Annotated in this window: 12 protein-coding genes and 1 pseudogene; 5 read left to right on the top strand and 8 right to left on the bottom strand. The window is 38.5% G+C overall.

Translation table 11 applies throughout. The features are described from left to right. The first annotated feature begins 13 nt into the window (after positions 1–13). A complete protein-coding gene (locus RRU94_RS16890; protein ID WP_315696015.1) occupies positions 14–283 on the top strand; it encodes an STAS domain-containing protein in 270 nt (89 codons plus the stop codon). Between the two features lie 310 nt (positions 284–593). Next, on the top strand, positions 594–1,160 hold the full coding sequence (locus RRU94_RS16885; protein WP_315692035.1) for a hypothetical protein: 567 nt from the start codon (positions 594–596) through the stop codon (positions 1,158–1,160). A 96-nt stretch (positions 1,161–1,256) separates the two neighbouring features. On the opposite strand, the gene RRU94_RS16880 is transcribed toward RRU94_RS16885, so the two are convergent. The 5 genes from RRU94_RS16880 to RRU94_RS16860 all read right to left on the bottom strand — a co-directional run bounded on the left by RRU94_RS16880 (position 1,257) and on the right by RRU94_RS16860 (position 5,105). Next, positions 1,257–1,679: a hypothetical protein gene (locus RRU94_RS16880; RefSeq protein ID WP_315692034.1), complete on the bottom strand. Its 423-nt coding sequence runs from the start codon at positions 1,677–1,679 to the stop codon at positions 1,257–1,259. 62 nt (positions 1,680–1,741) lie between these two features. Next, positions 1,742–2,119, bottom strand: a complete 378-nt coding sequence (locus tag RRU94_RS16875) for an immunity 22 family protein (protein WP_315692033.1) — start codon at positions 2,117–2,119, stop codon at positions 1,742–1,744. 41 nt (positions 2,120–2,160) lie between these two features. Beyond that, on the bottom strand, positions 2,161–2,340 hold the full coding sequence (locus RRU94_RS16870) for a hypothetical protein (protein WP_315692032.1): 180 nt from the start codon (positions 2,338–2,340) through the stop codon (positions 2,161–2,163). 540 nt (positions 2,341–2,880) lie between these two features. Continuing rightward, positions 2,881–4,182 (bottom strand): CitMHS family transporter, encoded by a 1,302-nt coding sequence (locus tag RRU94_RS16865; protein WP_315692031.1) that lies wholly within the window; start codon positions 4,180–4,182, stop codon positions 2,881–2,883. 284 nt (positions 4,183–4,466) lie between these two features. Next, the gene (locus RRU94_RS16860) at positions 4,467–5,105 is read right to left on the bottom strand and encodes an RraA family protein (protein ID WP_315692030.1); all 639 of its coding nucleotides are present in this window, start codon (positions 5,103–5,105) and stop codon (positions 4,467–4,469) included. Between the two features lie 599 nt (positions 5,106–5,704). Between RRU94_RS16860 and RRU94_RS16855 the strand changes: the two genes are divergently transcribed. The 3 genes from RRU94_RS16855 to RRU94_RS16845 all read left to right on the top strand — a co-directional run bounded on the left by RRU94_RS16855 (position 5,705) and on the right by RRU94_RS16845 (position 9,451). Further along, on the top strand, positions 5,705–6,784 hold the full coding sequence (locus RRU94_RS16855; protein WP_315692029.1) for an isocitrate/isopropylmalate dehydrogenase family protein: 1,080 nt from the start codon (positions 5,705–5,707) through the stop codon (positions 6,782–6,784). 335 nt (positions 6,785–7,119) lie between these two features. Further along, entirely contained in the window at positions 7,120–7,773 is a 654-nt protein-coding gene (locus RRU94_RS16850; protein WP_315692028.1) for a class II aldolase/adducin family protein, read from the top strand. A 382-nt stretch (positions 7,774–8,155) separates the two neighbouring features. Then, entirely contained in the window at positions 8,156–9,451 is a 1,296-nt protein-coding gene (locus RRU94_RS16845) for a four-carbon acid sugar kinase family protein (protein ID WP_315692027.1), read from the top strand. A 389-nt stretch (positions 9,452–9,840) separates the two neighbouring features. On the opposite strand, the gene yyaC is transcribed toward RRU94_RS16845, so the two are convergent. The 3 genes and pseudogenes from yyaC to RRU94_RS16825 all read right to left on the bottom strand — a co-directional run bounded on the left by yyaC (position 9,841) and on the right by RRU94_RS16825 (position 12,659). Next, positions 9,841–10,449 carry a spore protease YyaC gene (gene yyaC, locus RRU94_RS16840; protein ID WP_315692026.1) on the bottom strand — a complete coding sequence of 203 codons (609 nt, stop codon included), beginning with the start codon at positions 10,447–10,449 and terminating at the stop codon, positions 9,841–9,843. 479 nt (positions 10,450–10,928) lie between these two features. After that, on the bottom strand, positions 10,929–11,174 hold the full coding sequence (locus tag RRU94_RS16835; protein WP_315692025.1) for an HPr family phosphocarrier protein: 246 nt from the start codon (positions 11,172–11,174) through the stop codon (positions 10,929–10,931). A 434-nt stretch (positions 11,175–11,608) separates the two neighbouring features. Next, positions 11,609–12,659: pseudogene (locus RRU94_RS16825) on the bottom strand (quinone oxidoreductase family protein). Positions 12,660–12,673: the final 14 nt, after the last annotated feature.

Here is a 12,673-nt window from a genome sequence, read left to right as displayed (position 1 = left end):
CTGTTTCAAAAGTATTCAACTCAAGTTCTCTAGGATAGGCTCTCCGTCGAATGCAAACTATGTTGAATTCTCTTGGGATATCGACACAAAGAGGGCCCAGCAATTAATGGACAATGCTTTATTGCAAGGAACACAATTAGAGCTGAAATACCTCATAATCGATTTGTCTGGTGTACCAATTATTGATACGATGGTAGCTAATCAGATTTTTAAAATCATCAGTGCGCTGAAACTGACAGGCATTCGCACCATCTTAACTGGAATATGCCCAGAAATTGCTTAAACCATGACCAATCTTGGCATAAAAGTAGAGGAAGTGCCTACATACGCAAGTCTCCATCAAGCTATGAAAAAGTTGCCCCCTTACCAAAAAACGATCGCTTCTGATTTTAACATGTGCTGATTTTTTGCCACTCCCTTCTTCATCTGACTTTGTTACAATGAACGTTGTAGAAGTTTCATTAGGACTGGCTGCGCAAAAAAGGTGAACAGACAGGCAAGAGTATGCAGGATATTGCTGCAGAGATCTTGGAATAAATTTATCAATGAGAAAAGAATTGAATTCAATCGGTGACAAGAAAGAGGAACAACTAATGTTTAAAATTAAAACCTTTTTAGAAAAACACTCATATGAACGTGCAAACTTAAGCAGTATTGGGAATACAAGAGAAGATTATATTGGACTAGAGGAATCATCCAAGTTAAAGGATTACTTTATTTATAAAGACTTTACTCCTGAATATATTCAAATGCTCGTGACCATCCAATACAAAGATAAAATAGTAGTAGGAATCGACGGATTAAATGGGTTAGATTTATGGGAGCAAACTTATTTAACTGCGATTAAACAATATCTAAAAGCACGAAATGCTGAAACTATGTATGGTATTGATCCCGTAACACTGAAATTACAATCAATAGATAACACATTCTTGCACTTTATCATTAAAAGCGATTGGGAACCGAAAGATGTTTATGCTGAAGGTGTGCTTCCTGAAAAAGAATTTTTGGAAGCTCTGTTAATGGAAGCAGAGCATTTTTGGCAAGTGCTGCTTGAGTACAAGGTATTTGAAGGGGAAAATAAGCGTGAAGATAGCCCGATCGATTATCCAGCACAAATGATCAAAGAAGTGAAAAAGCTGAGAAAAAAATTAAATTAATATAATAAAGAGAGAGCATGTTAAAGACACATAAATATTAAGAGTAAAGGTAGTAAGGATTGAATATCCCTACTACCTTTTTTATGCCCTGGCATCTTACTTTTTTTCTAGAACAATTTCTTCTGTTTTTGGCTCATTATTTTCTAACCAGCTAAGTGTTAATCTAACTTCCTCTGTTTCTGAAGTCACTGCTTTAGTAATGTTTTCGTTATCTAGTGCGACTTCTCCTAGTTCATTTAAAGAGACATCTGTCCCACTAATGCTTCCTTGTTCTGATTCTAGTTTATATTCAATATTTTTTATCCCCTTAGAATTTTCACCTTTTGGTTTGAAATATACATAAGGCTCTATCCCCTTTACTTCAGGTTCAATTACTTTACCTGTGTAAACTTCTGCTTCCCAGCTTTCACCCTGACCTTTAAATAATAGATCTTCTCCGTCATTTTCAGTAGAAGTACAGGCAGAGAGTAAAGACATCATTAAAAATGCTAAAAAGAAAATAAATAAACGCTTTTTCAACTACAACACCACTTTTTTATGTTTTTGTATAATCACACCACTAATTAATATTACTTTTACTTCTATTTGTAGCGCACACTCCCTAAATAGTGTACGTGGCTCGGTTCACGGCCGCCCTTTTCGCTGTATTTAAAATTATAAAGCAGAATAATGCTATTAACGGAGTAAGGCAGTTCCTCTCCCTGGATTTCTGTAAATAGAGGAATAACGACATCTTCATAGGAACAGCCGCTTAATAATATAGAAAGTTGTCTTGATCCTGTTTTGAAACAATCAGCTTCCCTAAAATCAGAATCATGATCATCAATTTTGTATTCCTCTTCAAACGCCGAAGCAGCTGCATTCCCATCTTCATCGTAAGTGTTCAGCAGATACTTTTGAAGTTCTTCATTAGATGAGAAATTGCCGACCCACAACGATACATACCCTTCTTGTTCCATTAGATGATACCCCTTGCAAGGTTGTTTGAGATCTAGTATACTTAATGATTATCAAGGTCCTTATCGAGGAAAGAAGGCTTCTTTTCTTCTTTGATATCTAATTTTTCCTTAATTTCAGCTAAATCTTTAAGAATGGTCAGTGTATTTATGCAAGCTACAATCGAAGCAAAGGCACCCAAAATTAAAACGATCGTAATTATAAGATTAATATTAATCTCCAATATATCCACCTCTAATCGATTCCAGCATTATCTAATTGTACCTTTGATACATTCAGTTTATGCTGGAAAACCCCCTCTTTTTCAATAAATTTATTGTAAATGATAAGGATAAACCGTCCTATTTTATTTTGAATTTATTAATCTGGTCATTTAACTTCATTGCTAATACATCTAACTCTTTAGCAGAATTTGCAGTTATCTCAGTAGAAGCTAACTGTTCTTTGGATTGGTCGGAGGTCGGAAATGAACTAGGCATAAATTCCACAGTTGAATTAATTCTTCAAAGCACAGTGCATAAAATAAATATTCTTAGCCTGCAATCAGAATAGGATCGGCTTATTAGGATTGCAGTCAAGTCTCTAACATTACTCTCTTGCTGCTGAAAAATTTATTGAATATATAAAAATTACAACTAGTAAGCGGCAATTTCAAACTGTAGGAAAAAGCAGCCTCAAATATTTAATTTTAAGGCTGCTTTGTCTTTTTTAATAGGTTCTTTGACAAATCCCTAAGTATAGCGGTTTATTAATGGATCAATTTTTAAAGATTAATTGAAATTGCACCAGTTACTATAGTAAATATTATCAGCATCAATGAGAGTATCGTGACAGGAATCAGAGCAAACCGTTGAAATGATCCTAAATCTCTTCTTACAAGCTCCAATAAAACCCATAATGGAGCTGAAGTTGGTCCCATAGAATGTAATGGCTGCCCGATTACTCCTGCTCTTGCTATCTCCATTGGACTTATTCCATATTCGGCAGCAGATTGTGCCAATACAGGCAGTGCACCAAAGAAAAATGCGTCGTTTGACATTAAAAAGCTTAGTGGCAAACTGATTAGCGCTACAATAACAGTAAAAATCGGACCAAATGAGTCAGGAACAATACTTAACAGATCAGATGCCATAGAGTCTACCATTTTTGTGGATGATAGAATACCTGTAAAAATCCCTGCTCCCAGTACCAACATGACAACTGGTACGGCATTGCTGGCATGCTCTTTAATTATTTTTTTCTGATCATCAAGTTGGCGGTGGTTTAAGAGTAACGCTATTACAGTACCTAAAATAAATAAAATCGGCAGTGGCGCCAATCCTAAAACAAGAGCGATCATCAATGTTAACGTTAATAAGAAGTTTACCCAAATGAGCTTCGGTGTCTGATACTGAGCTTCTGCTGTAGAAGTCATAGCTAGTTCTTGAGCTGCCTTGTTAATAAGCTCCGTTCCAATTCGTTTTCTTTCCATTAGTCCCATAACGTAGGCCGTCAATAAAATCCAGATTGACCCACAGACAATAGCAGGAATTAACGGTACAAAGTATTCTGATGCATCCAGCCCTAAGACACTGATTGCTCTAGTGGCTGCCCCTCCCCATGGGGTCATGCCTGAAATAGTTCCAAGCGCCATCACAGAAATTGTTGCTAATATAAGAGGATTTATTCCGATTTTTCTGTAAATTGGCAACATAGCTGAACCAATGATCATATAGCTGGTCGTTCCGTCTCCGTCTAACGCAACCATCAGAGCCAGAATAGCAGTACCGACGATAATTTTTACTGGGTCTCCCTTGGCTACTTGCAGGATTTTTCGAGAAATAGGGTCAAACAAACCAGCGTCCATCATAATACCAAAATATAGAACTGCAAACAGTAGAAGGACAGCTGTTGGAGCAACCAGCTCTACCCCTTCCATCATCATCGGGCCGAGCCCTGCTCCAAATCCGCCAATCACAGCAAATATGATCGGTGAAATGACAATAGCCATAAATGCAGACAATCGTTTTGTCATAACCATAAACATAAAAAACAGTATGGTTGCGAATCCTAAAATTGATAACATAGATATGTTCCCTCTTTCTTTGAGCACGCTTTCAAAATATGCTTTTTTTGTAATTGAACAGCAAATGCGTAGGGGTATTTTGTGAATTTGAGTTTCTAAATAGAACTTCCCATTTTATCTTTAATAGATAATCTTAATTAGTAGTCTCTATGCTGCTTCTTTAAACTGCCGCACTTTTGCAAACGATATCCAATTCTATAAGATGCCTAGTTAGAAACTTGATCCTTAACTCCGGGCAAAGAAAAATATTTCTCTTATGAAACAGGCCAGGCTTCTAGCCTGTTTCATTGTGATAAAAGGCGATCCAGATATGCTATGATTTCTTCTGTATCTCCTGAGACTTTCTGAGCTCGCTTTACATCTTTATCTACTTTTTCTAACGATTCTTTCAGCACTTCTTCTTCCCTTTCCTGTGGAATAACGATAACACCATCGGCATCACCCACCACAATATCCCCAGGTCGAACCGTAGCACCGCCACAGGAAATAGGCACGTTTACTTCTCCATCTCCCGCCTTGCCGCTTGCTGCAATGGTTGTTCCTTTACAGAAAACGGGATAATTTAATTCTTTAATACCGACTACATCCCGAATCACGCCATCTACGATGATTCCTTTGATGCCAAGCGTTTGCGCCATTCCAACAATAAAGTCACCCGCTATTGCCCGGTATGTATCTCCTTTTGCGTCAATGACCAAAACATCGCCTGGTTTTGCTTCCCTGATGGCTTTCAGCACGACCAAATTATCCCCAACTGGCATTTTCACTGTAAAAGCCCGCCCGGCAACACGGTATTCTTCTTTAAGCGGTTTAATCGCTGATGACAAATTGTTCATCCCCTGCAGCGCATCTGAAATACAAGTCGTTGGGACATCTTCAAATTGCTTCCCAATACTCATTTTTTCTTGGTTTTCAACTGTCATTTTTCTCTCTCCTTTCACTGCCTAAAGACGACTTCCTTCTTCCAGCTTTAAGATAACGCTTTCAAAAAAAATCAAATACAGTGCTTACTGATTTCTCAAATGAAGGGAATTCATGAATTCTCTTCATTGAAATTAACGATCATTTACAACCCAATATTTAAATTTTGAATAGCCTCCCTCTCCGCCTTTTTTTCCTTTCGTATTTATTCTTCACTTTCATCCTGCAGATAACTTCTTTCTGGCTATTACTTTAGTACAAGTTAAGGAATAAATAAAATAGGGAATCCTAATCTAAACCTATAGAAATTATTAATTCCTTATCTACTTTCTTTCCAATTCGCTGCTGTTTCTTATGAAAGTATTCAATAATCCCCTTGTTATCTTTAAACTAATCGTAAGTTTAACAACCTTCAAAGTTCCTGAAATAACCATAAAATGAAGGATTTATATAAAGTTTTAGATATTGAAAAATTGAATCGTTTAATATCAAAAAACAATATTTTATTTATTTCTTTAAATCCTTTACATTAGATATAGAAAGTTCACTACTGCTTTACGGAACTTAGCATCTACTTTATTCAAGAGAGGAAGTTATTGAAATGACTATTTATCGTCTAGGAGTACTCGCTGGAGACGGCATTGGACCTGAAATTGTAAGCGCTACAGTAGAGGTTTTCAAAACAGCCGCCCGCAAAACGGGCGTTGACATTGACTGGGTTGACCTGCCAATGGGGTGGGAAGGAATCAAGCATCATAACGACCCTCTTCCGGAGATCACAACAGAAACGTTAAAAAATACACATGGCTGGATTCTCGGCCCTCATGATTCAGCTGCTTATCCTCCTGAGCATAAGATTAAGCTGAACCCAAGCGGTGCCCTGCGCCACTCCCTTGATTTGTATGCCAATATCCGTCCAGCCAAAACAATGCCCGGCATTAAAAGTGTTGTCGGTGAAGCAGATCTAGTGATCTACCGTGAAAATACAGAAGGCTTTTATGCAGACCGCAATATGTACAGCGGACATGGTGAATGGCAGATTACCGAAGACGTAGTCGTGACATCCGGCGTCTTTACCCGAAAAGCGGCGGAACGTATTGCCCATGCAGCGTTTAAAATGGCCATGCAGCGCCGCAAGAAAGTAACCATTGTCCATAAAGCAAATGTGCTTCGTTTGAGTACCGGCTTGTTTTTAAAAGTTTGCCGGGAAGTAGCGGAGCAGTATCCTGAAGTAACGGTAGACGATTACCATATTGACGCCATGGCGGCCCATTTGGTACGCCGTGCCAGAGACTTTGACGTGATTGTGACGGAAAATATGTATGGGGATATTCTTTCTGACCTTGCCGGTGAACTTGTGGGCAGCCTGGGCCTGGCTCCATCCATTAATTCAAATGATAACCTTGCGATGGCGCAGGCGGCGCACGGTTCTGCACCGGATATTGCCGGCTTAAATATCGGCAATCCAACGGGCATGATGCTTTCTACGGTCATGCTGATGGACTGGCTGGCAGAACGCCATAACGATCCAAAGCTGAAGGAGATGGGCCAGCTTGTAGAGCAAGGCTTGTATCAGTCACTTGAAGACGGCGTGAAAACAAAAGACCTGGGCGGCAGCGCATCAACATCTGGCTTTGCAGATGCGATCTCAGAGCGGATTAATCAGTCTGTTTTGAGTTAAGGCATTACTTGTCCCGGATTTTACAATAGTGCCTATCTATTGTAAAATCCGGGATTTTTTAAAAATGCGGGATTTTCATGGTTCTAAAAAAAGAAGTCATTAAAGCTGCAAAAAATATGGTCATTTCCAAAACCGTTTGGGGACTAAACAGCAATGCTCAATCCCCAAATAGAATCAGGCCCTCTTCTACTCTAAATTATTTACAAACGGAATTTGATAACTTGACGGGATGGGATATAGCTGTACAGCAGGAAATAAGAATCCATAAAACTCACATAAATATCCAGGAGAATTCAGCAATTCACAAAGATATTTAATATATAAGGAGTTTATTTATGAATCCAAAAAATGAACTGATTCAAGCAGGAAAGTATTTAATAAATCATCAGCTAGCTTGGGGAACTTCCGGTAATCTGAGCATGCGTTTGGATAACGAGCACATGTTGATCACAGCTTCAGGCACTAAAATGGCCCAATTGACGGAAGATGATTTTGTTCAATGGAATATCCAAACAGGTGAAAAATTAGGAGCGCGAAAAGCTTCGAAAGAAACGCCTATGCATTCCGGTATTTATGCGAACCGGCCAGATGCCCAGGTCATTCTGCACTCTTCTCCTTTTTATACAACCCTTTTTGCCTGCAGCAATGAAAAAATTCATTCAGAGCTGTTTATTGAAACGATGTATTACTTAGAACATATTGCGTATGCCGATTATTTTCACCCTGGTACAGTCGAGCTGGGCCAGGCCATAGCAGAACAGGCACTGTCCGCTAATATCATTATGATGCGGAACCATGGAGTTGTTGTTTTTGACGACACAATTGATGATGCACTGATGCGGTTAGAAACCTTGGAGATGGCCTGCCGCATGATATTAAAAGCAAAAGAAGCGGGAGTGAAACTAACCTTGATTCCGGATCAAGTAGTGACCAGCTTCCTGGATGATTCTCGTTACAAGCCGCGTAAAAAAATCAATAGTGCCTTATAAATATCGATGACACAGTGTTAAAACGGATGGTTGAACAGAGAAAGAATTGGCGTCACTATTACTTTGGCAGAAGGCCCAATAACATCCGCCCCATTCAGAAGATAGCCCAAAAGAGAAGATAACTGTTTATACAGAAATGAATATAAAAGCTTTGAAAGCTTATTAGCTGAAAAAATTTATATACATGGTGTTTTAATACAGAGAAAAATGAACGAGTTATCGGACAATTGAGGTGAGATTGTAATCGTAAAATTATTAATGATCCGGTCACTGAATGACTTTCAATTGTTTATTCCTCTTTTAACAGGTGGCGAAATAAGTATTAAGAGTTTAGTTGAAAAATTTCATCCAGTAAACCTATAGCGGGAAAGAGGGAATATATATGAACAACATTATTGGGGTTGTAGCCGACGATACAACCGGTGCAAATGATATTGGTATTATGTTTAGTAAAAACAACTGGACTGTAAAGGTTATCGCTTTTAATGAAGAAATGGAATTAAAAAAAGATGCCAATGTAGTAATTGTTGATACGGACAGCCGGCTGGATGCACCTAATCTCAGCTACCAAAAAGTATACGCAGCTACTAAAGCATTGAAAAAGTTGCCGTGTACGCGTTTTTTCAATAAAACTTGTTCCGTTTTCCGCGGCAATATCGGCAAGGAATTTGATGCGATGCTTGATGCACTTAATGAAGAATTTGCCGTTATAGTACTCGCTTTTCCCAAAAACGGACGCAAAACAGTGAACAGCATCCACACAGTACATGGAAACAGATTAGAAAATTCCGAATTTGCGAATGATCCCGTTCATCCAATGCGCCAGTCGAACCTCGTTTCCATTTTACAAGAACAGACTAATAGGAAAGTAACCTCGATTCAACTAGGAACAGTAAGACAAGGAGCAGCATTTTTAAAGGATGAAATCGGGAAACAAAAAGAGAACTTTAACTACTGCATTATTGACGCTGAAACACAAGATGATTTGACCATTATCGCAGAAGCAGTGAAAGACATTAAAGTGTTGTGTGGAAGCTCTGCTCTTGGAGAAGAACTTCCAAAATTCCTGCCGACAGAACAGCTGGAAAGCCCTCTAGAGACGCTAAACGTAAAGGATAAGAATGGTGTCTTGATTGTATCGGGAAGTCTGACACCGCAAACCCGCGAACAAACAGCTATGCTAATCAAGAATGGATGTCCATCCATTGTAATTGATTCCCGGACTATTTTTTCTGCTGCAAAACGCCAGGAGGAATTGGACAGCGCATTGCAACAAACCATTGAAAAGTTGAAAAGTGGAGAAGATGTCCTTTTAATGGCTGACAATAACCCTGAAATTGTTCAGCAAACAAAAGAAATGGGACATCTGGAAAACATTGAACCTCTAACTATCAGCAAAATGGTTTCTTCTCTCTTAGCCGATATTACATTGCAGGCTGTAGATGCCGTTAATTTAAAAAGGCTTGTTGTTGCAGGAGGCGATACATCCGGTACGATAAGCAGAAAGTTAGGTATTAAAGGAAATTTTATTCTTGAAGAGATTGCGACTGGTGTCCCTTCTGGACTTGCCTTTGGCCGAGATATGCTCATTGTGTTAAAGTCAGGCAGTTTTGGCGCATCCGATTTTCTTATTAAAGCAACTGAACATTTAAAAGACTTAACTTTTTTAAAAAGATAATCAAGAAGTAGAAATGGATTAAACCATCATAATCACTAGCCTTTGCAGGCAAAATGGTTGTGATGGTTATTAAAATCTTATACTCTATTCTCCTAACAAGAAGGAAAAGGTCTTAATCATTTTTCACTCATCCTGCTGGTCTAGTCAGGATCGTCACCACATAAGTTTAGACATAGCTTTACGACTATTAGCTACATGAACAACGGTGGTGTGTATGCAATCGACAGCTGATTGTCTAATTTGGTTGGGATACGGATATAGTTATAATAGTAAATATAATTTTCGCAAGGTTAATCTACGATTGCTATTATATGGATCCCCAGCTCACCAAGATAGAATGTTTCAAACATAATGAAAAAAGTGCAATACTTCTTATAATCCTTTGTATTTTATGATGAATGCTCCTTATCGGGGTTAATTTTTTCTTTCTGTTGAGTTGTACAACTTATAATTAATGAAGACACTTTTTGTACCATAGTCATAACTGTGTGCAATCGTAGACTTTCAAAAAAGTGGTTAGGGTCTCTTTTGTCTATATGACTCACTACAGCTTTAATATGATAGTCTCCTACTTCAACAAGCTGCTTATTCATTGCCTTTCCGGGAAATAGTGGCCCTTTTTCTATAATTACCTTGCCTACATCCTTTTTTTCACCGATACATGCATCTACCGCGATAAGAAGAGAGTTGGGAAACTGTTGGTTTATTTCTTTTGAATTCTTTTCCAGATTGAGTGCATGTACTGGACAATCAAGTGTTCCGTACACATGATAGGAAAAGCTTTTATTTTCTTGAAGCATGGTTCCAACCAACGGACCAAGAGAGTCAACAATATAACGATCCGATCCAATACATAGAAAAATGACGTCTTTCTCTGTTGAATGGATAATATCCCTTAGTTCAGTATCTGTAATGATGCCTAGCCTTTCCTCGTCAGCTATTACAAATTTCATCTCTTTTGCTTTTTTCCCTTTTCTTCCTCCCCAGAAAAAATACATGCAATTCCCCCCATACATCCACCTCTAATTTCCTTTATATTTATCTTATTTATAAAAATGTATACTTGATTTACTAATACCAGCCCAGTTACTTTTATTTTATTCGTTTTCGTAAAAAAGATCCTGCTATAGATTTACCAAATGTCTTCACAGGAACTAATGGACATAGCACCCGGAGATAAATCCCATCATAAATATACAGGAGCGCATGCTGCATCAATCAGATTTTTTATGTAAACGGTTACAAAACAGTCGAAAACTAGCAATAAAAATTTCTGCTCCATTCACAAGAGAAACAATAAGAATAACCTTTAAGCCTGTTCATTCAAGGCTCTTAAGAACTATCTCACTCTTAAAGAATCGCGGGATCTCTCGCTCGGAAAGTAAATAAAACAACTGCCTGCTATCTTATTATGACAACTAAAGGAAATAAAAAAAGCAAATTAAACGAATAAACGGTGGCTTTAAATGCCTCCCGTTTATTCGTTTATTCCAATCGGTAGATTGTATTTCCAAAATATTATCATCATCTCTTTTTTTGCTTCTTCTTCATCTGGACCATGAATCTCAAGATGAAACTCTTTTGAGTGTAGGATTGAGTATGACAAACCCAGCATACTCTTCGCATCTATCATTTTTTCATCTGTTTTAATAACGATACTTGATTTAAACTTTGATGCTATTTCATTAATTTCCACTACTGCATGAGCTAACGTTAAAGACATCCACAAAACCTCCTACTCAGTTTATATAACTTAGTATACGTGAGGTATTTTCATTAAGAAAATACGATATTTTGATACATTAGGATAGAAAATTTTTATTTCTACTATCCAGACTGACCGTAATCTCGCGGTTAACATAGAAGGTATAGAAAAATTTAATAATTCATTGTAAAAATAGTATCTTATTGATTCCTTTTTGATTTCCAAACAAGGTTCTGCAACGCCCGGAGAATAAGCTAAACTTAAATCATTCATATTTTGTACGGTAACTTAAAATTGAATTTCGATTTCCCCCTTTTTTTCTCCATACATTGTAGTGCAGCTTGTTTAAGGTTCGTCATCTTTGGATCTCTCCCATTCTTCTCTTCTATGATTGGAACATAAAAGCATAGCTTATTTGATTGTTTTTCAAATCTTGCCGGTTCACTGTTTCTTTAAATCTCTTTTTTATTAATTTTCTTAAACCTTGAAAACTGTTGCAGCTGCAGGGATTGATTTAATTCAGAATAAGGAGGAATTAAATCAATTTTGCCTTTACTTTTTCTTTTTTCGATTAACGTATGGCTTTTGGCTGCATCAGCCAGTTTATATGTATGGCCAACCATCATGTTTAAACGCTTTTCTTCCAGATAACGAATAATTTGTGACGCAACAGGCTGTACAAGTTCCGGCTTGTGCTTTCTTACAGTCCCAAAGCTGAAGCCGCGTATAGACCGGCAGCTTGCATGAAGGTCTTTCGTTTGAATCAACCCGCTTTTTCCCCCGGCATTGCCAAAGTGTGCAATTCTTCCGAACATCGCCAGGCAAGTCCAGGCTTTTCTCGGTCACTTCCGCTGCAATAGAGTCTAAAATAATATTGACGCCAATACCGTTTGTGTATTCAAGTGTTTTTTTGGCAAAGTCTTCTGCCGATCTATTAATAACATGATCCGCTCCAGCTTCTAAAACAACGGCTGCTTTTTCATCTCTGCTTACAGTACCGATCACTTTGCCGGCACCTAGCAGCTTTGCAAATTGAATGGCCGTTGTCCCTACACCTCCGCTGGCTGCATGAACCAAGACGGTTTCCCCTGCCTGAATGCGTGCAACGTCCGCCAAAAGCTGGTAAGCCGTAAACGAAGCAATGGGTGCCGCTGCGGCCGTCAAAAAATCAATTTTTTCTGAAATAGGGAAGGTAAGATTTGCAGGCGCCACCGCGTACTCAGCATAAGCTCCGCCTTTGGGAAAGGCTATTACTCTTTGCCCAACGGTAAGACCGTGTACGTTCTCGCCTACTTCTGTAATGACTCCTGCTGCATCAATTCCTGGCACGTAAGGGACCTTCCCATTTCCTTTGGATCCCCGCCGTGTTTTAATATCACTGAAGTTCACACTGTAGGCTTCCACTTTGATGAGCACTTGACCGGGACCCGCCTGAGGCTGGTCAATGTCGGTATAGGTTAATACGTCTGGAGCTCCGAATTGAGTCGCGACAACAGCTTTCATAAAAGGGCCTCCTT

The sequence above is a fragment of the Domibacillus sp. DTU_2020_1001157_1_SI_ALB_TIR_016 genome (genome assembly GCF_032341995.1).
GTDB lineage: Bacteria > Bacillota > Bacilli > Bacillales > Domibacillaceae > Domibacillus > Domibacillus indicus_A.
This window is presented reverse-complemented; position numbering and strand designations above follow the sequence as displayed.

Coding starts and splice junctions, on each gene's coding strand:
- yyaC (WP_315692026.1), bottom strand. CDS start 10,449: ATGTATTTTTTCTGGGGAGGAAGAAAAGGGAAAAAAGCAAAAGAGATG.
- RRU94_RS16845 (WP_315692027.1), top strand. CDS start 8,156: ATGAACAACATTATTGGGGTTGTAGCCGACGATACAACCGGTGCAAAT.
- RRU94_RS16885 (WP_315692035.1), top strand. CDS start 594: ATGTTTAAAATTAAAACCTTTTTAGAAAAACACTCATATGAACGTGCA.
- RRU94_RS16835 (WP_315692025.1), bottom strand. CDS start 11,174: ATGTCTTTAACGTTAGCTCATGCAGTAGTGGAAATTAATGAAATAGCA.
- RRU94_RS16875 (WP_315692033.1), bottom strand. CDS start 2,119: ATGGAACAAGAAGGGTATGTATCGTTGTGGGTCGGCAATTTCTCATCT.
- RRU94_RS16850 (WP_315692028.1), top strand. CDS start 7,120: ATGAATCCAAAAAATGAACTGATTCAAGCAGGAAAGTATTTAATAAAT.
- RRU94_RS16865 (WP_315692031.1), bottom strand. CDS start 4,182: ATGTTATCAATTTTAGGATTCGCAACCATACTGTTTTTTATGTTTATG.
- RRU94_RS16855 (WP_315692029.1), top strand. CDS start 5,705: ATGACTATTTATCGTCTAGGAGTACTCGCTGGAGACGGCATTGGACCT.
- RRU94_RS16860 (WP_315692030.1), bottom strand. CDS start 5,105: ATGACAGTTGAAAACCAAGAAAAAATGAGTATTGGGAAGCAATTTGAA.